18 protein-coding genes and 1 pseudogene are annotated in these 21,324 nt (G+C 70.3%); 11 read left to right on the top strand and 8 right to left on the bottom strand.

What is annotated here, in order from left to right; translation table 11 throughout:
• The first annotated feature begins 103 nt into the window (after positions 1 to 103).
• Both KY572_RS38675 and KY572_RS38670 read left to right on the top strand, forming a co-directional pair.
• Positions 104 to 1,129 (top strand): zinc-dependent alcohol dehydrogenase, encoded by a 1,026-nt coding sequence (locus KY572_RS38675; protein ID WP_224248748.1) that lies wholly within the window; start codon positions 104 to 106, stop codon positions 1,127 to 1,129.
• A 39-nt stretch (positions 1,130 to 1,168) separates the two neighbouring features.
• Positions 1,169 to 2,137, top strand: a complete 969-nt coding sequence (locus tag KY572_RS38670) for a hypothetical protein (protein ID WP_224248747.1) — start codon at positions 1,169 to 1,171, stop codon at positions 2,135 to 2,137.
• A 9-nt stretch (positions 2,138 to 2,146) separates the two neighbouring features.
• On the opposite strand, the gene ypfJ is transcribed toward KY572_RS38670, so the two are convergent.
• Positions 2,147 to 3,007, bottom strand: coding sequence for a KPN_02809 family neutral zinc metallopeptidase (ypfJ, locus tag KY572_RS38665; RefSeq protein ID WP_224248746.1), 861 nt, complete (start codon positions 3,005 to 3,007; stop codon positions 2,147 to 2,149).
• A 181-nt stretch (positions 3,008 to 3,188) separates the two neighbouring features.
• Here ypfJ and KY572_RS38660 point away from each other — a divergent pair, with 181 nt between their 5' ends.
• The 3 genes from KY572_RS38660 (at position 3,189) to KY572_RS38650 (ending at position 6,026) form a co-directional block, all read left to right on the top strand.
• Positions 3,189 to 4,511 (top strand): DUF418 domain-containing protein, encoded by a 1,323-nt coding sequence (locus KY572_RS38660; RefSeq protein WP_224248745.1) that lies wholly within the window; start codon positions 3,189 to 3,191, stop codon positions 4,509 to 4,511.
• Between the two features lie 81 nt (positions 4,512 to 4,592).
• Positions 4,593 to 5,225, top strand: coding sequence for an endonuclease III (nth, locus tag KY572_RS38655; protein ID WP_224248744.1), 633 nt, complete (start codon positions 4,593 to 4,595; stop codon positions 5,223 to 5,225).
• A gap of 12 nt (positions 5,226 to 5,237) precedes the next feature.
• Positions 5,238 to 6,026, top strand: a complete 789-nt coding sequence (locus KY572_RS38650) for a YIP1 family protein (RefSeq protein ID WP_224248743.1) — start codon at positions 5,238 to 5,240, stop codon at positions 6,024 to 6,026.
• Between the two features lie 19 nt (positions 6,027 to 6,045).
• Here KY572_RS38650 and KY572_RS38645 read toward each other — a convergent pair whose 3' ends face one another.
• Genes KY572_RS38645 through KY572_RS38635 form a run of 3 tightly spaced genes read right to left on the bottom strand, consistent with a single transcriptional unit; the run spans position 6,046 to position 8,886 of the window.
• Positions 6,046 to 6,876 (bottom strand): ATP-binding cassette domain-containing protein, encoded by an 831-nt coding sequence (locus KY572_RS38645; protein ID WP_224248742.1) that lies wholly within the window; start codon positions 6,874 to 6,876, stop codon positions 6,046 to 6,048.
• Positions 6,873 to 7,856, bottom strand: a complete 984-nt coding sequence (locus tag KY572_RS38640; RefSeq protein WP_224248741.1) for an ABC transporter permease — start codon at positions 7,854 to 7,856, stop codon at positions 6,873 to 6,875. The genes KY572_RS38645 and KY572_RS38640 overlap by 4 nt, the downstream gene beginning before the upstream one ends.
• A 7-nt stretch (positions 7,857 to 7,863) precedes the next feature.
• Positions 7,864 to 8,886, bottom strand: a complete 1,023-nt coding sequence (locus KY572_RS38635) for a sugar ABC transporter substrate-binding protein (RefSeq protein ID WP_224248740.1) — start codon at positions 8,884 to 8,886, stop codon at positions 7,864 to 7,866.
• A 214-nt stretch (positions 8,887 to 9,100) separates the two neighbouring features.
• Between KY572_RS38635 and KY572_RS38630 the strand changes: the two genes are divergently transcribed.
• On the top strand, positions 9,101 to 9,949 hold the full coding sequence (locus tag KY572_RS38630; protein ID WP_224248739.1) for a PfkB family carbohydrate kinase: 849 nt from the start codon (positions 9,101 to 9,103) through the stop codon (positions 9,947 to 9,949).
• Between the two features lie 69 nt (positions 9,950 to 10,018).
• Here the strand turns inward: KY572_RS38630 and KY572_RS38625 are convergent.
• The 3 genes and pseudogenes from KY572_RS38625 to KY572_RS38615 form a co-directional block, all read right to left on the bottom strand.
• Positions 10,019 to 10,909, bottom strand: a pseudogene (locus KY572_RS38625) (NAD(P)-dependent oxidoreductase); the annotation flags it as partial.
• Between the two features lie 43 nt (positions 10,910 to 10,952).
• Positions 10,953 to 12,005: a prephenate dehydrogenase gene (locus tag KY572_RS38620; RefSeq protein ID WP_224248737.1), complete on the bottom strand. Its 1,053-nt coding sequence runs from the start codon at positions 12,003 to 12,005 to the stop codon at positions 10,953 to 10,955.
• A gap of 47 nt (positions 12,006 to 12,052) precedes the next feature.
• Positions 12,053 to 14,662 (bottom strand): U32 family peptidase, encoded by a 2,610-nt coding sequence (locus KY572_RS38615; protein WP_224248736.1) that lies wholly within the window; start codon positions 14,660 to 14,662, stop codon positions 12,053 to 12,055.
• Between the two features lie 158 nt (positions 14,663 to 14,820).
• On the opposite strand from KY572_RS38615, the gene KY572_RS38610 reads away from it, so the two are divergent.
• Positions 14,821 to 15,270: an OsmC family protein gene (locus tag KY572_RS38610; RefSeq protein WP_224248735.1), complete on the top strand. Its 450-nt coding sequence runs from the start codon at positions 14,821 to 14,823 to the stop codon at positions 15,268 to 15,270.
• Between the two features lie 16 nt (positions 15,271 to 15,286).
• Here KY572_RS38610 and KY572_RS38605 read toward each other — a convergent pair whose 3' ends face one another.
• Positions 15,287 to 16,219 carry an aldo/keto reductase gene (locus KY572_RS38605; RefSeq protein ID WP_224248734.1) on the bottom strand — a complete coding sequence of 311 codons (933 nt, stop codon included), beginning with the start codon at positions 16,217 to 16,219 and terminating at the stop codon, positions 15,287 to 15,289.
• 224 nt (positions 16,220 to 16,443) lie between these two features.
• Between KY572_RS38605 and KY572_RS38600 the strand changes: the two genes are divergently transcribed.
• The 4 genes from KY572_RS38600 to KY572_RS38585 are packed head-to-tail and all read left to right on the top strand — an operon-like array spanning position 16,444 to position 21,241.
• The gene (locus tag KY572_RS38600; protein ID WP_224248733.1) at positions 16,444 to 18,201 is read left to right on the top strand and encodes a PhnD/SsuA/transferrin family substrate-binding protein; all 1,758 of its coding nucleotides are present in this window, start codon (positions 16,444 to 16,446) and stop codon (positions 18,199 to 18,201) included.
• Positions 18,174 to 18,656: a sensor histidine kinase gene (locus tag KY572_RS38595; protein WP_224248732.1), complete on the top strand. Its 483-nt coding sequence runs from the start codon at positions 18,174 to 18,176 to the stop codon at positions 18,654 to 18,656. Before KY572_RS38600 ends, KY572_RS38595 begins: the two co-directional genes overlap by 28 nt.
• Positions 18,657 to 18,689: 33 nt before the next feature.
• The gene (locus KY572_RS38590) at positions 18,690 to 20,519 is read left to right on the top strand and encodes a sensor histidine kinase (RefSeq protein ID WP_224248731.1); all 1,830 of its coding nucleotides are present in this window, start codon (positions 18,690 to 18,692) and stop codon (positions 20,517 to 20,519) included.
• On the top strand, positions 20,516 to 21,241 hold the full coding sequence (locus KY572_RS38585; RefSeq protein ID WP_224248730.1) for a response regulator transcription factor: 726 nt from the start codon (positions 20,516 to 20,518) through the stop codon (positions 21,239 to 21,241). Before KY572_RS38590 ends, KY572_RS38585 begins: the two co-directional genes overlap by 4 nt.
• The last annotated feature ends 83 nt before the right edge of the window (positions 21,242 to 21,324 follow it).

Below are 21,324 nucleotides of genomic sequence, written 5' to 3'. Positions count from 1 at the left end.
AGATTCTGCGGCGCACGGTGCGCCCACGCCGAGCCTCTCGCAGGCACGCGCTCTGGCCCAGGCCTTGCTCCATGGCGCCCTGAACCCACCAGGGAGTCCCGCCATGAAGCGCATGATGAAGGCCGCTGTCGTCCGGAGCTTTGGCCAGCCACTCTCGCTCGAAGAGGTCCCCACGCCCACGCCGGGTCCCGGTCAGGTGCTGGTCAAGGTCGTCGCCAGCGGCGTCTGTCACACCGATCTGCACGCGGCGCAGGGCGACTGGCCGGTCAAGCCCACGCTCCCCTTCATCCCGGGCCATGAGGGCGCCGGCTACGTGGCCGAGCTGGGCCCGGGCGTCACCTCGCTCAAGGAGGGAGACCGCGTCGGAGTTCCCTGGCTCCACGGCGCGTGTGGCGCCTGCGAGCACTGCATCACGGGCTGGGAGACGCTCTGCGCCTCGCAGACGACCACGGGCTACTCCGTCAACGGAGGCTTCGCCGAGTACGTACTCGCGCAGGCGTCACACGTAGGGCGCATCCCCGCCTCCGTGAGCTTCGCCGACGCCGCGCCGATCCTCTGCGCCGGAGTCACCACCTACAAGGGACTCAAGGAGACGGAGGTCCGTCCCGGACAGTGGGTCGTCATCTCCGGCATCGGCGGCCTGGGCCACATGGCGGTGCAGTACGCCAAGGCCATGGGCATGCGCGTGGCCGCCGTGGATCTGGGCGAGGAGAAGCTGGCCCTGGCCCGCTCGCTCGGGGCCGAGATCGCCCTCGATGCCCGCAAGGATCCCGCCACGGAGCTGCAGCGCCTCATCGGCGGCGCCCATGGAGTGCTCGTCACCGCCGTCTCTCCCGAGGCGTTCCGCCAGTCCATCGACATGCTCCGCCCACACGGCACCTGCGCGCTCGTGGGCCTGCCGCCGGGCGAGTTCGCCACACCCATCTTCGAGGTCGTCCTCAAGCGCCTCACCATCCGCGGCTCCATCGTCGGCACTCGCATGGACCTGCAGGAGTCGCTCGATCTGGCCGCGATCGGACGGGTGAAGGCGACCATCCACCGCCAGCCGCTGCAGGCCATCAACGACGTGTTCCAGCGCATGCGCCAGGGGACCATCAACGGCCGCGTCGTGCTCGCCATCGGTGACTGACGCCCCGCCTCCCTACCTGAAACCTCCCGGAGCGCTCCCATGAAGAAGAAGAGCCATATCTGGATCGCCGTTCGCGCCGTGGACCTGCTCGCGCGAGATGAAGAGACCGCCACGCTCGCGGCCCTGCTGCGCCCGCTGGTGTCCCGCGTCGCCATCGGCGCCTGGCTGCCGGACGAGAAGTACTTCAAGAACGGCTCTGGCAGCACGCAGAACCACGTGCTGAAGATGAAGCCCTACGCCGGAGCCGACGCCGTCCGCTTCATCCAGAGCCGCGAGGAGACGTGCAGGAAGCTCGGGCCGCATCGCAAGCTCACCGGCTTCATGGAGCAGCTGCCCGCGGACTTCTGGACGCGCCCCTATCGCGGGGACTGCGATCCCGGCCGGCACCCGGCGGACTGCGCGGCGGGGCTCGCGACGGCGCTCACTGATCTGCTCCTGCTGGGAGACGCCCAGCTCCAGAGCGTGCTCGATGACATCGTCCCGGAGAAGCTCCCCTTCCCCAAGGACGCGCAGACCTCCGTCACCCAGGCGGCGCTCTACTTCTTCATGATGAGCCACTTCGCCGCGGACGCGCAGATGCCCTGCCATGCCGACGCCCGCGTGCTCGCCAGGTATGACGCGCCCCTGCATGCCGCCTGGGAGAAGCACTTCGATGACCAGCTCGACGCCTTCCCGAACCCGGACAAGGTGGAGCAGGTGCCTGCCGCGGAGCTCCTCACCGCCGCGGTGAAGGCCTTCCCGCTGGAGCTGCCGTCGAAGATCCCCTCCCTGAAGAAGAACGTCTGGGAGGAGATCATCCAGATCTGCCGGGCCTCGTTCGCCCTCAACTGCCTGCTGGTGCCTCCCGAGCAGTTCCCCTTCGATGGCCCGGAGCGCGTGGCCTTCAAGGCCGTGTTCAGCGGCCCGAGCGGAGCCAGGCGGCTCCAGGACGTCACCTACGCCATCCTCCACGACTCGGTGCTCGGAGTCGCGATGCTGTGGAAGCACGTCTGGAAGAGCCTGCGCTGAGCAGCGCCCCTACTGTCCCAGGGCAGGCGCGTTGAAGGTGTCACAGGCCTGGAGGGTGCCCTCCTCCAGGCCTCGGCGGAACCAGGCGGCGCGCTGCGCGGCGGAGCCGTGGGTGAAGGACTCGGGGACGACCCGGCCTCGCGCCTGCCGCTGCAGCGTGTCGTCGCCCACGGCCGAGGCCGCGCCCAGCCCTTCCTCGATGTCTCCCAGCTCGAGCACATCCCGCTGCTTCTGCGCGTGGTGGGCCCAGATGCCGGCGAAGCAGTCCGCCTGGAGCTCCTGCTTCACCGCCAGCGCGTTGGCCTCCGCCGGCCTCATCCGGCTGCGCATCGAGTGGACGCGCTCGGAGATGCCGAGCAGGTTCTGCACCTGGTGTCCCACCTCGTGCGCCACCACATAGGCTCGGGCGAAGTCGCCCGGCGCGCCGAAGCGGCTCTCCAGCTCGTCGAAGAAGGTGAGGTCCAGGTACACGCGCTGGTCCAGCGGGCAGTAGAACGGCCCCACCGCGCTCTGCTCCACGCCGCACGCCGACTGCACCGCGTCCGAGAAGAGGACCATGCGCGGCTCGGTGTACTCCACGCCGTGAGGCGCGAGCAGCCCGGGCCAGGTGTCCTCGGTGTCCGCGAGGACCACGGAGACGAACTCCTTGAGCTGATCCTGCGCGGGGTCCACCGTCCGTCCCGAGCCGCCCACACCCACGCCCCCCGAGGGGCTCTGCGAGACGATGTCGGAGGGGTCTCCTCCCAGCAGCATCACGATGAGCGCGATCACCACACCGGCGGCCCCGCCTCCCACCGCCAGGGGACGGCCGACGCCCATCCTTCGACGATCCTCGATGTTCGTGCTGCGGCGCCCGCCTTGCCACCTCATCGCGTCCCCCCTGCCTTACGGCTCCTCGCCCCAAGGTAGGCAGCCTGGGGGCCCTCTTCGAGCCTGCTAGCGGGGCTCGGGTGATGGAAGGGCAGGCAGCAGAGCAGGCGCTCGCCATGGGTCGCTTCCCTTCCGGGAATACGAGCAGCCAGGCGTGGGTTCGGCGGCTTCTTCGAGTCACATGAGCTCCTCCCCTCCCGTTGCAACGCTCCCGTCCGCCGAGGCCCGCCCGGTTGAAGGCACCGAGCGCCTGGCACTCCTCGACGCGCTGCGTGGCTTCGCGCTGGCCGGGGTCTTCATCTCCAACGTCTCGCTGTGGTTCAGCGGACGGGTCTTCATGACTCGCGCGCAGATCGAGGCCATGTTGCAGAGCGCCGCGCTCGTGGATGTCGTCATGATGCGCACCGTGCAGTTCCTGGTGTTCGGGAAGTTCATCACCCTCTTCTCGTTCCTCTTCGGGCTGGGCTTCGCGGTGCAGCTGGATCGGGCCGAAAAGCGCGGGGCCTCCATCGTCCCGCTCTACTCCCGCCGGCTGGGGGTGCTGCTGACGATCGGCCTCGTGCACCTGTTCCTGCTCTGGTTCGGAGACATCCTCAGCACCTACGCGGTGCTGGGCTTCGGGCTGCTCCTGTTCCGCAAGCGCACGGACAAGACGCTGCTCCTCTGGGCCGCTGCCTTCACCCTCCTCGTGCCCCTGGTCACGCTCTTCATCCAGAAGTGGCCTGAGCTCTTCGGCTCGGCCGAGAGCGCCAAGGCCGTCGCCAAGGCAGCCCAGGAGCACTCCGAGGCCATCAAGGCCCAGACCCTGGCGGCCTTCTCGAAGGGCGGCTACTTCGACGTGGTGCGTGCCAACGCCGCCTTCTACTTCGGGGACTTCATCAAGCCCCTGGTGTACATCCTGTTCCCGCTCCTGGGCCGCTTCCTCCTGGGCCTGCTGGCGGGCCGCAGCCGGCTCTTCCACGACGTCTCCCAGCACCGGCCCCTGCTGCGCAAGGTGCTCATCTGGGGCCTCGTGGCGGGCGTGATCGGCAACGGCTCCAACCTGGTGCTGCAGCAGCTCTTCCTCCGCAAGGTGCTCGACCCGGACAGCCTGCCGTGGCTGCCGTTCGTGATGACGGTGGTGCGGCAGCTGGGTGAGCTGGGGCTCGCGGCCTTCTACGCGACGGGCTTCGCCCTCCTCTTCCAGCGCCCCACCTGGCAGCGAGTGCTCTCGGTGCTCGCCCCCGTGGGCCGCATGGCGCTGACGAACTACCTGAGCCAGACCGTCATCAGCCTGCTCGTCTTCTATGGATATGGGCTCGGCTTCATCGGCAAGCTCAGGCCCGTGGTGGTCATCGCCATCCCCGTGGGCATCTTCGCGGTCCAGATCGTCCTGAGCCACCTGTGGCTGTCGCGCTTCCGCTTCGGCCCCACCGAGTGGGTGTGGCGCTCGCTGACCTACGGCAAGGCCCAGCCCATGCGCAAAGGCCCCGTCACGTCTACCGGAGATGAGGCCGTGGCGTAGGACGACCGGGAGACCGGGACGGAGGGAGCGCTCCGCGATCGATTCCTCCGTCTCGATGGACTACCCTGTCGGTCACACGCCATGCCTCCCGCCAAGATCGTCCCGTCCCTGCTCGAGCGCCTGCGTCAGGCCCACCCGGATGCGCGCTACGAGCTCAACTGGTCCACGCCCTTCGAGCTGCTCGTGGCCACCATCCTGGCCGCGCAGTGCACGGACGAGCGCGTCAACCGGGTCACCGCCACGCTCTTCCAGAAGTACCCGGGCCCGCAGGCCTTCGCCGAGGCGAACACTCCGGAGCTCGAGGAGGACCTCAAGCCCACGGGCTTCTACAAACAGAAGGCGAAGTCCGTGCAGAGCATGAGCCGCGAGCTGCTGGTGAAGTTCTCCGGCGAGGTGCCCCGCACGATCGATGAGCTGGTGACGCTGCCGGGCGTGGCTCGGAAGACGGCCAACGTCGTCCTCAACACCGCCTTCAACCTGCCCTCGGGCGTCATCGTGGACACCCACGTGGCGCGGGTCAGCCAGCGCCTGGGGCTCACCAAGAAGGAGAAGCCCGAGGAGATCGAGAAGGATCTCATGAAGCTGGTCCCCCAGGACCAGTGGACCTTCTTCGGTCCGGCGACGGTGCTCCACGGCCGGTACACCTGCACGGCGCGCAAGCCGAAGTGCGAGGAGTGCCCCTTGAACGATCTCTGCCCGAAGATCGGGGTGTAGGGGATGAACGGGATGGAAGGCAGCCTCCAGGCCACGTGCGCGGTGCACCCCGAGCGCCAGGCGCTGCAGATCTGCGCGCGCTGTGGGACCTTCGCGTGCGAGCAGTGCCTCGGCGACTCAGCCGCGGGCGAGCCCCTCTGCTCGGCCTGCGTGGAGCGTGACGCGCTCCACCGGCTGCCCTGGGACAACCGCAAGGAGCTGGGCATCTTCCGGGCGTGGTTCAAGTCGGTGGGCCCGATCATGCTCCGGCCCGGGATGACCTTCGCGAGCACCCGGACGCAGGGCGATCTCGGGGGCGCGTTCCTGTTCGCGGGCATCGCGAACTTCTTCGGCTACTTCACCACCTTCCTGCTCTTCACCATCTTCGTGGGGGTGATGCCCACGCCCGATACGGCCGTGCAGACGCCGGTTCCCTTCAAGGCGATGATGGTGGGCACCTACGGCACCTTCACGGTGCTGGCCCCGCTGTTCGGGATGGCCATGGCGGTGTTCATCGCCGCCCTGGATCACGTGGTGCTGCGGATGATCGGCAAGCCCCGGTCGTTCGAGACCACCGTGCGCGCCGCGGCGTTCGCCCAGGCTCCGCTCGTGCTCGGGCTGCTGCCCTTCTGCGGCCTGTACGTGGCCCCGTTCTGGTGCCTGGTGGCCAAGGTCCACGCCTACAAGGGGATGCACCGCCTGACGGCCGGCAAGGCCGCGGCCGGAGCGCTCCTGGTTCCCGTGCTCGGCACCGTGGTGTCCTGCGGCGCCTACCTGGCCATCGTCTTCGTCATCGTCTCGGCGATCCAGCCCGGAAAGTAGCGCCGCCGCGGCCTGGGCCTCACTCCTGCGAGGCCGCCCGCCGCGGATCCTCGCGGACGAGCCCGCCCAGCTCGTGCGTGAGCTCCTCCAGCTCTCGCCCGCCGGCCATGCGCTGGATGAGCTCCTCGCGGGAGATCTGATCCTTCGAGAAGGTGCCCTGGCTCCGCCCGCGGTTGAGGATCGTGAAGCGGTCGCCGATGAGCCAGGCGTGGTGCGGGTTGTGCGTGACGAGGATCACCCCGCAGCCCCGGGCGCGGGCCTGGGCGACATAGCGCAGCACGATGCCGGCCTGCTTGACGCCCAGCGCCGAGGTCGGCTCGTCGAGGATGAGCACCTTGGCGCCGAAGTACACGGCGCGCGCGATGGCGATGGACTGGCGCTCTCCGCCGGAGAGCGTCCCCACGGGCTCGGAGGTGTCGCGCACGTGGATGCCCATCTTGTCCAGCTCGGCCCGCACCACGGCGTCCGCGGCCTCGAGATCGAAGCGCCGGAAGGGGCCGAAGCCCTTCATGGGCTCGGCGCCCATGAAGAAGTTGCGCACGATGGAGAGCATGGGGACCATCGCGAGATCCTGGTAGACGGTCGCGATGCCGTGGTCCCGCGCGTCCCGCGGAGACTTCAGGCGCACCTCCCGGCCCGAGATGACCATCCGCCCGCTGTCCGGCGGGTGCACTCCGGAGAGTGTCTTGATGAGCGTGGACTTGCCGGCGCCGTTGTCGCCGAGCACGCACATCACCTCGCCGGCGCGCACGCTCATCGAGATGCCCTCGATGGCCGACACCTTGCCGAAGGACTTGGTGAGCCCCTCCACCTCGAGCAGCGGAGGCACGCCCACGCTCTCGGGGCTCATCGCCGGGCCTCCACCATCCGGCCGCGGACGTAGGTGTTGACGAGCACCGCGCTGAGCAACATCACCCCGAGGAACACCTTGTACCAGTCGGAGTCCACGCCCGCGAAGACGATGCCCTGCTGCACCATTCCGAAGATGAGCGCCCCGAACGCGGCGCCGATGACCGAGCCGTGGCCGCCCGTGAGCAAGGTGCCGCCCAGCACCGCGGCGAGGATGGCCTCCAGTTCCTTGCCCGTGCCGCGCAGCACGTCGGCGCCGGTGAACTTCACGGCCTGGAACGTGGCGATGAGGCACGCGCAGAACGCGGTCGTCATGAAGAGGGTGATCTTCACGCGGCGGACCGGGACGCCCAGGTTGCGCGCGGCGTCGGGGGCTCCTCCAGCACCGAAGATCCAGTTGCCGAACCGGGTGCGCAGCAGCACCCAGGTGGCCAGCGCGGTGATGGCCACCCACCAGAGGACGGACACGGAGTAGCCGCCGATCCGGCTGGCGAAGATGGCCCGCGCCGACTCGTAGTGGAGCGTCTCATGCAGCCCGCCGACCTGGGTGCGCCCGGTGATGAGGCGCGTCATGCCGATGGTGAAGCCGCTCAGCATGAACAGCGAGCCGAGCGTCACGATGAACGAGGGCAGCCCCGTCCGGACGACGATGATGCCGTTGGCGAACCCCACCGCGAGCGCCAGCACCATGGCCACCGCGATCGCGGCCCAGATGGACCAGCCGAGCCGGTCGCAGAGCAGCGAGATCGTCATGCCGCTGGCGGCGATCATCGAGCCGACCGAGAGATCGAACTCGCCCGCGATCATCAGCAGCGAGACGGCGGCGGCCAGGATGCCGAGCTCGGAGGCGATCTCGAGGTACGTGGCGGATCCGGCCTGGGACATGAAGCCGGAGCCGCCGGCGTAGAGCGCGAAGAAGGCCCACACGGCGATGACGCCGCAGGCTGCTCCAAACTCGGGGCGGTGGAGGATTCTGCGCATGGACTGCCTACCGGATGCCCTGCTTGCTCAGCTCGATGACCCGAGCCGCGTTCTCCTTGGTCACGAACCCAGGGCCCGTCGGCAGGATGCCACCGGCCGGCAGCACGCCAAACTGCTTGTACTGGGACAGGAGCACGATCGGCAGGTAGCCCTGCAGGTACTGCTGCTGATCGATGGCGAACTCCAGCTGGCCGTCGCGGATGCCGGAGAGCACGTCCGGCGTCAGGTCGAAGGTGCCCAGCTTCACCTTGCCCAGGCTGTCTGCCTGCTTGAGCGCCGCCAGCGCCGCGTTGGAGCCCAGGGGCCCCAGGGTCATGATGCCGTCGATGCCGCCACCGGCCAGCGAGGCGGTGACCTTCTGCTGGGAGTCGGTGGGGTCGGCCGCGTTCACCGCGAGCACCTTGCCCGTGCCGCCCGCCTTGGTGATGGCGTCCAGGAAGCCCTTGCAGCGCAGATCGAGCGAGGCGTTGCCCACCTCGTGGTTGATGCACAGGGCATTCTTCACGCCGGAGCCACCCATCTTCTCGCCGCCGCCGAAGCCGGCCTCGTACTCGGTCTGCCCGACGTGGAGCAGCACGCCGAGCTGCTTGTAGGCGTCACTGCCCGAGTTGATGGAGATGACGGGGATGCCCGCGGCCACCGCGGCCTTGATGGACTGGGACAGGGCGTTGGAGTCGGGGATGGAGACCACCAGGCCGTCCGGCTTCTTGGCGACCTCCGCGTCGATGAGGCGGCTCATGGCCACCATGTCGAAGGTCTGCGGTGCGTTGTAGGTGACGGTGACGCCCAGATCCCTGGCGGCGTTGTCCACGCCGTTCTTCACCACGGACCAGAAGGTGTCGGACGCCTGGCCGTGGGTCACGACGGCGATCTTCACGTCCTTCTTGGGAGCCGCCGGCGCGGCGGACGCCGGAGCCTCGGTCGTGCCCGCCGGGGCGGCCGGCTTGGGCGCCTCGGGCTTGGAGCAGGCCGCGGCAAGCAGGATGGCCATCGAGCCGAGCAGCGCCCGCAGTCTTGGGTGGTTACGCATGAATGTCCCCTTTGGTTCGGGCCACGGAACCCGTCTGGGTTCCCCTCTCCGGGCCCACCTGGTTGGTCAGCGCGGCGCAATCTAGCCCGTACACACCCCCTCCATGGAACCCTGAATTTCGCCCGGTCTCCCCACACTGCGGGTGATGGACATCCTCTCTGGCAGCCGCCGGTCACTCGACGTCGGTGGGGGATTTCGCGTAGCTAGGGGCGTCATGACTTCAATCCCCGAGCTGCTCGTCGTCGGCCATGTCACCCGGGACTTCATCCGGGGCGAGACCCGCCTGGGCGGCGCCGCCTCCTTCTCCGCGCGAGTCGCCGCGACGCTGGGCATCGAGACGGCGCTCGTCACCGCGGCGCCCGCCGACTTCTCGCTGATGGCGCCCCTGCGCTCGCTCCCCCGGCTCTCGATCCACGTCGTGCCGAGCCCGGAGGTGACGACCTTCGAGCTCGACTACAGCGGCCCGCGTCGGCGCGTCATCCTGCGCTCGGTGGCCCGGCCCATCCGCATCGAGGACATTCCCCCCGAGTGGCGCAACATCCCGGTGGCCTATGTGGCGCCGGTGGCGGGCGAGTGCGACCGCGCGCTCGTGGACGGGCTGGGCTCACGGCTGATCTGCGCGGGGCTGCAGGGCTGGCTCCGCAAGCCGGGTCCGGGAGGAGTGGTCGAGCCGACCATCGCCAGTGAGGCCTCGCAGCCTCCGCGCGGGCTGGGCGTGGCCGTCTTCTCCGAGGAGGACCACCCCGAGTCCGAGTTCCTGGCCGAGCAGCTGGCCCGCCAGGGCCTCACCGTGGCCCTGACCCGGGGCCGGCGAGGCTCCACGGTGCGCCGGGGCGCCCAGCGCTGGGAGATCCCCGCGGCCCCCGCCAACGAGGTGGACCCGACGGGTGCCGGCGACGTCTTCGGCATCTCCATCACGCTGGCACTGGCTCGCGGGGCCTCGGCACCCGAGGCGGCCTCCACGGCCGCGGCGATTGCCGCCCGGGTCGTCGAGGGCCCCGAGCTCGGCAACCTCACCTCGGCGGACGCCCGGCACCTGCCGCCACCGGGCACCTCGGCCTGAGTCCGGCCGAACTGGTATGACAAGCAGACCAGTTCGTAGAAACAGAGCCCGGCAGGCCTCCCTCGCGGGTCAATCCTTGTCCAGGCCGGCCCGCTGCGCCGCCAGCGCCCCGAGCGCCGCCCAGTCCTGCTCGCCCATCCCCCGTGCCACGCTCTCGAGGTAGTGGTCTCGAAGGAGGCTGGCCAGCGGCATGGGCACCTGGGCGTCTCCCCCGGCCTGGAGGACGAGCCCGACGTCCTTGAGCCCCAGCCGCAGCGCGAACCCGGCGGGCTCATACTGGGCGTTGGCGATGAGCGTGGCATACCGCTCGAAGATGGGGCCCTTCGCGAACACGGACTGGAACACCTCCAGGAAGGTCTTCGGCTCGACCCCGGCCTTGCGCGTCAGGGCGAATGCCTCACCGAGCGCCTCCATCAACGAGGCGATCAGGAAGTTGCCCGAGAGCTTCACCACGTTGGCCGCGGAGGCCTTCTCTCCGAGCAGGGACATGCCCCGTCCCACGGCCTCCAGCAGGGGCCGGCAGCGCTGCACGTCCGCGGCGGGGCCCGCCACCAGCACCCAGAGCTGCTTCGCCGCCGCGGCGTCCGGCCGGCCGAAGACGGGAGCGGACACGTAGCCCTGGCTCGCGCGGGCGTGCGCCTCGGCCATGCGCTCCGAGAGCGCCACCGAGATGGTGCTCGACGAGATGTGGACCGCGCCCTTCTCCATCCCGGAGATGATTCCCGTCTCGCCGAAGACCACCGCCTCCACCGCGCGATCATCCGCGAGCATGGTGAAGACGACCTCCGCGCCCCGCGCCGCCTCCCGGGGCGTCTCCGCGACCCTGGCACCCTCGGCTCGAAGCGACTCGCCCTTGGCCTGGGTGCGGTTGTAGACCGCGAGCTCATGGCCTGCCTTCAGCAGGTTCTTCGCCATCGCCAGGCCCATGTTCCCCAGGCCTACGAAACCGATCTTCATCTGGCTCTCCCTCCGTGTGCGATAGAGAGCCCCCCTCTAACAGCCTTCAGCCTTCCGTGCCCTCGTTGGTGCGGGAGAGCTGGAGAACGGTGCGAAAGAAGACCTCCGCCTCCCGCTCCAGCCCCAGCTCGGAGGCCCAGGCCCGCCGAGCCGCGAGCAGGGCTTCCTCCTGCGCCGGTTCGCTCCCCTGCCCCTCTCGCGGTTCAGCGCGGGCCGCGCGCCGAGCCAGGTGGATGCGTCGATCCAGCAGGGCGATCAGCTCTCGATCGATCTGATCGAGGTGCTCCTGGTACTCGCCCCGGTCCGTCGGAGGCGCTTCCGGGGTTGGGATCGCCATGCGCCCCGCTTCGGGCGAGCTGGCCTCGGGAGGCAGCCGCTCGAGCTGCTCGTGGATCTGCCCGAGCGCCTCGAGCAGCTGACGCCGGGCCTCCGACGCGAAGGGGTTCTCGCGCTGGATGGCGGCGAAGAGGTGTCCCGCGTCCGAGCGGACGGTCTCGATGGTGCGGGCCAGCGCCTTGAAGCTGGCCGGAGCGAACGGCACGTCGAGCCCCGTGCCCGCGTCGATCATCCCCTTGGCGACGAAGAACGTGAGCGCGTGGGTATGGGCCATCACGCGGTCGTGGCTCTCGGGCGTCTGCTCGACGATCTCGCAGCCGAGCCGCTCGTAGAAGGTGCGCGCCCTCCCGGTGGCCTCCGGGTGCAGGGGGTTGGGACAGATGACGACGCGCAGCGGGCGCTCGGCCATGGCCAGGCTCAGCGGTCCGAAGAGCGGATGCGTGCCCACCCACGGCACCTGGAAGCCCAGCACCTCGGCGAGCGCCTCCACCGGCTTCACCTTCACGCTCCCCACGTCCAGCACGAGCTGAGAGGGGCGCAGGTGCGGGCGCAGATCCTCGAGGACGGAGTGGAGCCTCGGCACGGGAACGGCCACCACGACGATGTCGGCACCCGCGACGAGCTCCGGCAGCGACGCGGCGCGGTGGGACGCGGGCACGTCCGCGTGAGGATCCAGGGCCCGGAAGCCCATGCCCGACTCCGTCAGCAACGAGCCGAGAGCCCGACCGAACCGCCCGTAGCCCAGGAGAGCAACCTGCATCATCGGATCCTTCTACACCAGGCCGGCCCCAGGGAGCCGGGCGGAGCGCTTCAACGGGGAGCGGCGGCCGGCGGGCTGAGCACCTTCATGGTGCCCTTGGTGACACCGAACTGCTCGTGCACGGCCGCGCGGCGGACAGCCTCGGCCGGAGCCAGCCGGCCCGCGAGCAGCTCCTGGTAGGCGGAGAGCACACGGGCCGCCTCCTCCTGGGACTCGCGGACGAACTCGACGCGGAAGCGGCGCACGCCTCGCTCCAGGAGCCGGGGCACCAGCGACGCGGCGCTCTGGGCCTGGGCGTTGAACACCGTGTTGCGGCAGCCCACGTCGACGATGACGGGGTGATCCAGGCCCAGCCGATCCCTCAGCGAGATCTGATGCTTCTCACAGGGCCGGCCACAGGTGCGGAAGTCCCGGCCGTTGGAGAGCGTGTGCGAGTACACGCAGTGCTCGGTGTGGAAGGTCGCGATGTGGTGGTGCAGCGCCACCGCGAAGCGATGCGCGGGCGCGTGCTCCAGCAGCGCGAAGAGCTGGTCCGCGTCGAGATCGTGCGAGAACGTCAGCGTGTCCAGCCCCAGCCCCAGCAGGTACGAGGCGGTGACCGAGTTCGTGACGTTGAGCGAGAAGTCCCCGTGCAGCACCGGGCGTGGCTGACCGGAGGGGCGCTCGAGGAAGTGCATCATCGCGCCCCAGTGGCGCACCAGCACGGCGTCCGGACGCAGCCGGTCGATGCGCTGGTCATAGCCCTCCTCGCCCGGCTTCTGCACCCGGACGGTGGCGATCGTGACGCGCAGCCCCGCGGCCCGGGCCCGCTCCACCGCGCGCTGCAGGCCCACCATCTCCATCCAGTCCAGCTCCACCTCGGGCAGCCCGGCGGCGATGACGGCCTCGAGCTGCGCGTCGTTGCGGCACAGCGGGAGCAGGCGCGCGCGCTCCACGGCGGGCATGGCGGGCACACGCTCCACATGCGAGGCGCGCACCCCGTCGACCACCGGCGTCTCCACGACGGTCCGTCGGTAGCCCTTCTCCACCGCGACCGTGAGCTCCGTCACGAGGTGGCGCCGGAGCGCCTTGAGCTCGGAGACGGGCAGGTGCAGGCCCGGAGCCAGGCCGGAGCAGTCCAGCCCCGCCAGATGGAACGGCGTTCCTCCGAAGGCGCCCAGCTTGTCCCGGAGCAGCGCCTGGTCCAGCCCGCCGCCCCGTGAAGGCGCGAGCGGAACAGGGCTGACCGCCGAGGACTCATGGCCCCAGGCACTGGCCTGGATGCGGAGCGCACTCCCCTCCGCGCCGGAGACCTTCAGCTCCAGCGGGATGCGCCCCTCCGGCTCGCCCTGCGCGAGCATGCCCTCCACCCGGCGGGCCAGCGAGGGATCGCTGTTGAGCCACACGCGCTGGCCGGCGGCCACGCGGCCCAGATCCGGCCCCGGGTTGCCGAAGCCCAGCACCCACCCCTCGCCGCGCCGCTCGACGCGGAAGATGGGGCCACCGGGCTCGTTCTTGTCCTCGGGCCGGCCCGCGTCGAAAACCACGCCCATGCCCGGGCGCGGATCGACGGCGTCGGGCGTGGGCTCTCCCTTCAAGGGCGAGGACACCTGCCCGGCGGGATTCTCCGGACGGTCCGAGCCCAGGCCCAGCGCTCCCGTCCACGGGCGCTCATCGGGGACGACGAGCACCTCCTTGCCGGAGATGGAGCGCACCCGCCCCAGGTACACGCCCCGGTGCTTGGGGAAGCGTCCTTCCACGAGCGTCTGGTGGTCCGAGCCCGCGAGGAAGCCGTTGGAGAAGCCTCGGCTGTACGTGAGCGACATCTCCGCCAGGTCCCACTTGAGCCGGGCCTCGTCCGGCGCGCCGGCGACGATGCCCTCCACCCAGCGCCGATAGCCCCCCACGGTCGCCGAGACATAGGCCGGGCCCTTGAGCCGCCCCTCGATCTTGAGGCCATGGACGCCGATGCCGACCAGCTCCGGCACCGCGTGCACACCGGCCAGATCCTTGGGGCTGAGCAGGTACTTCACCTCGCCGAGCTCCCGCGTCTGCGAGTCGACGACGAGCTCGTACGGCAGGCGGCACGACTGGGCGCACTGGCCCCGGTTGGCGGAGCGCCCGCCCCAGGCCTCGCTCGTGAGGCACTGGCCGCTCCAGGACATGCAGAGCGCGCCGTGGATGAAGACCTCCAGCTCCACATCCGTCTGCCCGGCCAGCTTGCGGATCTCCGCGACCGAGAGCTCTCGGGGCACGACCACGCGGCAGATGCCCAGCCCCTGGGCGAAGCGCACACCCTCCGCGCTGGAGATGGTCATCTGCGTGGAGGCGTGCAGCTCGAGCTGGGGGCACACGGCCCGCGCCAGCAGGGCCACGGCGGGATCCTGGAGGATGAGGGCATCCACCCCCGCGGCGGCCGCTCCCCGGATCAGGTGCTCGGCCACCGCCAGCTCGGGCTCGAACACGAGCGTGTTCAGCGTGAGGTACGCACGCGCCCCCGCGCGGTGGATGAGGGCCACCGTCTCCGGCAGCCGTGCCAGCGAGAAGTTCTCCGCTCGGGCCCGGGCGTTGAAGCCCTCATCGAGCCCGAAGTAGACGGCATCCGCTCCGCTGGCGAGCGCGGCCTGGAGGGAGTCGAGATCCCCCGCGGGAGCAAGGATTTCGGGACGGCGAGCAGGCATGGTCCCTCCTTAACACGCCAGGGACGTAAAACCTGCGCACGGTCGCCCCAAGCGCGCAAAGCTCTCGCCCACCCGGTCACCGGGCACTCACGGGCCCGCCTCGGGTACGGTGGATGCACCTGAACCCGAGGCGCACACCGCCCACGAAGGAGACGACGATGCCCCGCACGAAGAGCTGGAACTACGAGACGCAGCTGCGCTGGAGCCAGGAGCTGGAGGGAGAGCTCGCCTCTCCGGGCCTGCCGGGAATGGGCTTCGGCGCGCCTCCCGAGTTCGGAGGGAAGGCGGGCCAGTGGGGGCCGGAGACCCTGCTGCTGGGCGCCACCGAGTCCTGCACCCTGCTCACCTTCCTGGCCCTGGCTCGCCGCAAGAGCGTGCAGATCTCCGGCTACCGCAGCACCGCGGCCGGCACCCTCGCCGCGGATGCGGAGGGCGTCATCCGCTTCACCGAGATCACCATCCGCCCCGTGGTGCAGGTGAAGAGCGAGGCGGACGCCGAGGCCGTGCGAGCCCTCTTCCAGGACGTGCCCAAGCGCTGCTTCATCAGCTGCTCCCTCAAGGCCGAGCCGCGCATCGAGCTGACCGTGGAGGTGGCCGGCACCCCGTGAGGGCGCTCGGCCCCGCTCACTTCGGATCCCACCACACCGCCCCCTTGCCCTCGATGGCGAGCGCGGCCCGGCGGCGCACGTCCGCGAGCTGCTCGGGCGTCAGGGGCTGGAAGGCCGCCGCCGCCGCCAGCGCGGCGTCCTGCTCGTTGGGAAAGCTCATCCCCAGCAGCGCCACGTCCGGATCCATGGTGAGCGTGTAGCGGACGCACTCCTCCACCGACAGGTGGGGCAGCGAGGGAGCGGGCGCCTCCTGCCCTCCCGAGCTCACCTTGCCCCGAGGCCGGGCCTGCAGCGGCCGCCCGTAGCCCTCCGTGTCACCCAGCAGCTTGCCCGCCCCGAAGGTCTTGAAGCACACCGTCCCCACGCCCCGGGCGCGCGCCAGCGGGAGGATCTCCTCCACGTACCGCCGGTGGCACCACGGCCCGATGGGGAACATCACCACGTCGCACAGGCCCGTCTCGAGCGCCGCGCGCAGCACGTCCGGGTGGTGGCTGGAGATTCCCCGGAAGCGCGCCTTGCCCGCCTGGATGCAGCGCCCCAGCTCTTCCATCGCCCCGCCCGGCGCGGCGAGCCGCTCCCACACCTCGAGCTGCGAGACACCGTGGAAGACGAACAAGTCCACCGCCTCCAGCTTCAGCCGGCCCAGGCTCTCCTCCACCTGCGGCGTCACCGGCTGGTCGAGCAGATCGATCTTGTCGATGACGAAGAGGCCCTCGCGCCGGCCTCGCACGGCCTCGCCGACGAGCTCCTCGCTGTAGCCCTCCTCGTACCCGGGCGCGGTGTCCACCAGGTTGAGCCCGGCATCCATGGCGCGGCGCAGCGTGGCCACGCACTGCTCCCTTGGAACCGACCGATCCGCGAGATCTCCCACCCCGACCACCGTGGCTCGAAACCCCGTGCGCCCCAGTTCCCGGCGTGGCGAAAATTTTGGAAGAGAGCGATCATTCATGCGTGGCCATCCATCCATACGGAGAGTCTTGCTCGCAGCGGTGAGTGTTCCGGTTCTTCTCAATATCCTCGCTCAAAGCGAGAATACGCAGGGGTCTCCGAGTCCCCCTGGAGAAGCAACGGGAGACACGGAAAGCCGTTTTCCCCTGGATTCCCTCCCCGCCTCCGGCATGCTCATGAGCCATGGGGATAGTGGGGCAACAGACGCGTGAAGGAGTATCTCGGTTGGCCCTGCCTGGCGCCCCCATCCGCTTCCTGACCTATCCCCTGCTGGGGCAGGTGAAGGAGCAGGTACGTACCGAGTTCTTCGGCCGCGTGCTTGCCCAGCGGCTGGGCCGGCCGGTGATCATGGAGCAGGCGCGGACGTACGAGAGCGTGGAGCAGGAGCTCATGGCGGGCCGGGTGGACATGGCGCTGGCCACCGCGGAGCAGTGCAACGCCTTCGAGCCCCAGTCGCGAGCCGTGCTCCGCGCCGTGCGGGCCGGCCGCTGGTACTACCACGCCGCCTTCATCTGCCGCGCCGAGGAGCCGCTCACGCTGGAGCAGCTGCGTGGCAAGCGCGCCGCCTGGGTGGCCCCGCTGTCCACCGCGGGCTACCTGCTGCCCAAGCGCCACCTGGAGTCCCTGGGCCTCAACCCCTCGGAGCTCTTCGCCGAGCAGCGCTTCCATGGCACCTACCGCCAGGCGCTGCTGGCCGTGCTCTCCGGTGAAGCGGACGTCACCGCCCACTTCACCACGCACATGGAGGAGTACATGGTCCGGGCCCAGCTCGCCGAGCGAGTGGGGCCCGACGAGCGCCGGCTCTACCCGTTCTCCTTCACGGGCCCCACCCTCGCCGACGGCATCATCATCTCCAACCGGATGCCGGAGGCCGAGGCCGCCGCCGTGGTCGCCGCCATCACCGCCATGAGCCGAGACGAGGGCGGCCTGGAGCCAGCGCAGGCTCCCTTCGACATCCAAGGCTTCACCCTCGTCCGGGGCTCCTCGGGCCCGGCCTCGGAGCTCCCGCCCGCCATGAACTCGGAGTACCTCACGCTGGATCTCGACGCGGAGGAGCGTTGCCGACACGTCTGGTCCTCCAGCGGCACCGTCTTCGGCCGGGACGTGCGCGCCTGCGAGGGGCAGCCCTTGATGGAGCTGCTGCCGCTGGAGGCCGCCATCCCGCTGGAGTCGCTGGTGCGCTCCACCCGCCTCAACCAGGTGAGCGGCCGGATGCAGTTCCGCATGGAGGCGCAGGGGCAGACGCGCATGTATGCCGCCGAGGCCACGCTGCGCTCCGCCCAGCCGGGAGAGCCCGCGCCGGACCTGGGCCTGCTGCTGCGCGACATCACCGATCGGGACTCGCTGGAGCAGGAGCTGTACCGGCTGGCCTCCTTCCCCCTGCTCCACCCCGATCCGATGCTGGAGCTGCGGCGCGACGGCCAGCTGCGCTACGCCAACCCCCCCGCCCATGTCTGCTTCCCGGATCTGCTGGAGCTGGGCGTGCACCACCCCGTCATCAGCGCGGCGCTGGTGAACGCGCGGCGCAACGCCACCCGGGACGGGGCCGAGCTGGTCCAGCTGGGCGGCCGCTACTGGGAGGTGGTGGCCACGCCCCTGCAGGACAACGAGAGCCTGCGCGTCTTCGCCAAGGACGTCACCGCGCGCAAGCAGATGGAGGCAAGCCTGATGCACGCCGATCGCATGGCGTCGCTGGGCTCGCTGGCCGCGCGCGTGGGCCATGAGATGAACAACCCGCTGGCGTTCCTCATGGCCAACCTCTCCTTCGCCCGGGAGGAGATCGGCCGGCTCCGGGAGGCCCTGCGCCAAGGCCGCGGCGAAGTGGACGCGGCGGACGTCGACGAGGTGATGGATGCGCTGGGCGAGTCCCAGGAGGGCGCCGAGCGGCTGAAGGTCATCGTCCAGGATCTGCGCCTGCTCACGCGCGAGCCCCCCGCCACCGCGCGCGGGTGGACGTGCACCCGGTGCTGGAGGACAGCCTGAAGCTCATCCGCGGCGAGCTGCGCCACCGCGCCCGCCTGGAGAAGGACTTCCAGCCCGTGCCGCCGGTGGAGGCGGACGAGGCGCGGCTGGGGCAGGTGTTCCTCAACCTGCTGCTCAACGCCGTGCAGGCCATGTCCGAGCAGGACGCCGCCCGCAACGTGCTGCGCGTCACCACCCGCGCCAACGCCAGCGGCGAGGTGGTCATCGAGGTCCAGGACACCGGCGCCGGGATGACGCCGGAGGTGCTCTCGCGCCTCTTCGAGCCCTTCTTCACCACCCGTATGAGCAGCACCGGCATGGGGCTGTCCGTGAGCCACGCCATCGTCACGAGCCTGGGAGGCTCGCTGCGCGCCGAGAGCCAGCCGGGCGTGGGCACCCTCTTCACCATCGTCCTGCCGGCGGCGGGTAGCCCCGTGGCCAGCCCGCCCCAGCACGAGCACGGCCTGGCGAGCTGAGCCAGCGCCCGGCTTGTGCGATAGTGGCGGCAGATGCTGCGTCGGCTCCTTCCCACGCTCGTGGCACTCGGAATCGGCCTCCTGGCGCTCGGCTGGGGCCTGGTGAGCCTGCAGCGCCTCTTCGCCCAGGAGACCGACGATGCCCGCGCGCAGCTGCGCGCCCACCACGACGAGCTCGAGCGCTACGGCGCGGAGTCCCTGCGGCAGAAGCTGAAGCAGCGGCTGGCCTCGAACATCCTCCACATCAACCAGGCCGTGGAGGATCCGCTCGTCCAGGCCGACGGGCTCTACCTGCTGTTCCGCGAGTACCAGTTCCTGCCCCGGCTCCCCCGGCCCCGGCCCGGCTGGAGAGGCCCCGCCGCGACGCTCCATGACGAGATCGTCAACGGCCTTTCGGGCCTGTCGACACCGGGGCCGTGGCAGCGGCGGCTGGAGCTGCTGCGCTCGGTGGAGGCCGACTTCGCGGCGGGGAAGGAGGCGCGCGCGGTGGCTCGCATGGAGGAGCTGCTGCGCTACCGCGCCGAGCACCCGCTGCCCGCGACGGAGGAGCTCCCCTTCACCCTGGCCCTGGTGGAGCGGCTCCTCTATGAGGAAGCCACCCAGCCGCTGATCCGCGGGCTGCTCCGGGGCGGGCTGGCGGATGAGTTCGGCGGTACGGCCTATGCCGCCGGGCTGCAGCGGGATCTGCTGCGCGAGTGCCAGCGCTTCACCCAGGCCGACTTCAACTTCCTGTACGAGCGCATCCGCGAGCTCAGCCTCCGGCTCGGCGAGCCCGTCGAGGACTTCACCTCACGGGTGCAGGAGCTGGGCACGGGCGCCATCGTGCTGCCGAGCAACCTCTCCGAGCCCACCCTCATCGGCGAGCGCTGGTACCTGGAGCCGAGCGGCGAGCTCGTCCGGGGCATCGCCATCGAGCCGGAGGAGCTCCTCCAGGAGGTGACGCTGGAGATGCGCGAGCGGGAGCTGCTCGGCAAGGATGACCGGGTGCGCCTGGGCCAGACGGACGCGGTGCAGCCCCTCTCCACCCTCGAGGTCACCGCGCTCGTCCCCCACTGGGCCGCCGAGGAGGAGGCCATCGTCCAGCGCTACCGGCTGAAGACGATGCTGGTGGCCATCTGCGGGGCGCTCGCGGTGGCCATCGTGGTGCTGGCCGGGCTGGCGCAGCACCGCAAGTACCGCTTCCTGGAGCTCAAGAGCGACTTCGTGGCCACCGTCTCGCACGAGCTGCGCACCCCGCTGGCCTCCATCCGGCTGCTGGCCGAGACGCTGGAGATGCGCGCGGGCGGCTCTCCCGAGGTGCGGGACTACCCGGCCCGCATCCTCCAGGCCACCGACGGGCTGCACTTCCTCGTCGAGAACATCCTGTCCTTCAACCGCATCGACAAGGGCCGCTGGGTGCCCAGGCTCTCCCAGGTGAGGATGGAGGAGCTCATCGGCACGCTTCGCGCGGATCTCTCCAGCGCCACGAGCGTCCCGGTGCGGCTCGAGGCGGAGGTGGGGGACGTGGAGCTGCGGGCCGATCCCTCCCTGCTGCGCCTGCTGCTGTCCAACCTGGGCCGCAACGCCTGCGCCTACAACCAGCGCAACCCCGTGGAGATCTCCGTGCGCGTCCACGCGCCTCCGGGCCTGGGCTGCACGGTGCTGTTCACGGACAACGGCATCGGCATCCCCGAGAGCGAGTGGGAGAACGTCTTCCAGGACTTCTACCGGCTGACACAACCCGGCCCCGAGGTGCACGGCAGCGGGCTGGGACTCGCGCTCTGCCGCAGGATCATGCATGTGCACGGGGGCGAGCTCCGCATCGCCGCCTCCACCCCCCAGGGAACCACCTTCGCGCTGACCTTTCCCGAGCCGGACCGATGACGACCCAGAGCCCGCCGCCCTCCACCCGCCCCTCCATCCTCATCGTCGAGGACGACGCCCACCTCCGGGTCGGCCTCCGGGACAACCTCCAGGACGAGGGCTACGACGTGGCCGCCACCTCCAACGCCCGCGAGGCCGAGGCGCTGCTGAACGGCCGCACCTTCGATCTGCTCATCCTGGACGTGATGCTCCCCGGCGAGGACGGCTACTCGCTGTGCCGGAGGCTGCGCGCCGCGGGCGTGCAGAGCATGGTGATGATGCTCACCGCGCGCACGCTGGAGGACGACATCGTCCGCGGCTTCGAGGCCGGCGCGCAGGACTACCTGACCAAGCCCTACCGGCTGCGGGAGCTGCTCCTGCGCGTGCGAGCGCTCGTGCGCCGGGCCGGCACCCCGCCTCCCCAGGTGATGGCCTTCGCCGGCTTCTCGCTGGATCTCGGCAAGCGCACGCTCGCGCGCGGCGACGGCGGCACCATCGAGCTGACGCGCACCGAGTTCGATCTGCTGGCCTACCTGGTCCGCAACCGGGACCGAGCCCTCACCCGGCAGGAGATCCTCGACACGGTGTGGGGCCAGGACGTCGTGGTGGACCCGCGCACGGTGGACAACTTCGTCTCCAACCTGAAGAAGAAGCTCGGCTGGACGAGCACCTCGGGCTTCACCATCCACACCATCCGCGGGGTGGGCTACCGGATGGTGATCGACGCCATGACGAAACCATGACGGAAAGATGGACCTGCCACGGCCATCGGAGCGCCTCGCCTCCCTACCTTGAGGGGTGCGTGGACAGGGGCGCTCCGGACCTC

It is taken from the genome of Hyalangium gracile, from assembly GCF_020103725.1.
Taxonomy (GTDB): Bacteria; Myxococcota; Myxococcia; order Myxococcales; family Myxococcaceae; genus Hyalangium; species Hyalangium gracile.
Note: the sequence above shows the minus strand (reverse complement) of the source record. Positions and strands in the feature narration are given on the sequence as shown.

Coding starts and splice junctions, on each gene's coding strand:
- KY572_RS38675 (WP_224248748.1), top strand. CDS start 104: ATGAAGCGCATGATGAAGGCCGCTGTCGTCCGGAGCTTTGGCCAGCCA.
- KY572_RS38670 (WP_224248747.1), top strand. CDS start 1,169: ATGAAGAAGAAGAGCCATATCTGGATCGCCGTTCGCGCCGTGGACCTG.
- ypfJ (WP_224248746.1), bottom strand. CDS start 3,007: ATGAGGTGGCAAGGCGGGCGCCGCAGCACGAACATCGAGGATCGTCGA.
- KY572_RS38660 (WP_224248745.1), top strand. CDS start 3,189: ATGAGCTCCTCCCCTCCCGTTGCAACGCTCCCGTCCGCCGAGGCCCGC.
- nth (WP_224248744.1), top strand. CDS start 4,593: ATGCCTCCCGCCAAGATCGTCCCGTCCCTGCTCGAGCGCCTGCGTCAG.
- KY572_RS38650 (WP_224248743.1), top strand. CDS start 5,238: ATGGAAGGCAGCCTCCAGGCCACGTGCGCGGTGCACCCCGAGCGCCAG.
- KY572_RS38645 (WP_224248742.1), bottom strand. CDS start 6,876: ATGAGCCCCGAGAGCGTGGGCGTGCCTCCGCTGCTCGAGGTGGAGGGG.
- KY572_RS38640 (WP_224248741.1), bottom strand. CDS start 7,856: ATGCGCAGAATCCTCCACCGCCCCGAGTTTGGAGCAGCCTGCGGCGTC.
- KY572_RS38635 (WP_224248740.1), bottom strand. CDS start 8,886: ATGCGTAACCACCCAAGACTGCGGGCGCTGCTCGGCTCGATGGCCATC.
- KY572_RS38630 (WP_224248739.1), top strand. CDS start 9,101: ATGACTTCAATCCCCGAGCTGCTCGTCGTCGGCCATGTCACCCGGGAC.
- KY572_RS38620 (WP_224248737.1), bottom strand. CDS start 12,005: ATGATGCAGGTTGCTCTCCTGGGCTACGGGCGGTTCGGTCGGGCTCTC.
- KY572_RS38615 (WP_224248736.1), bottom strand. CDS start 14,662: ATGCCTGCTCGCCGTCCCGAAATCCTTGCTCCCGCGGGGGATCTCGAC.
- KY572_RS38610 (WP_224248735.1), top strand. CDS start 14,821: ATGCCCCGCACGAAGAGCTGGAACTACGAGACGCAGCTGCGCTGGAGC.
- KY572_RS38605 (WP_224248734.1), bottom strand. CDS start 16,219: ATGAATGATCGCTCTCTTCCAAAATTTTCGCCACGCCGGGAACTGGGG.
- KY572_RS38590 (WP_224248731.1), top strand. CDS start 18,690: ATGCTGCGTCGGCTCCTTCCCACGCTCGTGGCACTCGGAATCGGCCTC.
- KY572_RS38585 (WP_224248730.1), top strand. CDS start 20,516: ATGACGACCCAGAGCCCGCCGCCCTCCACCCGCCCCTCCATCCTCATC.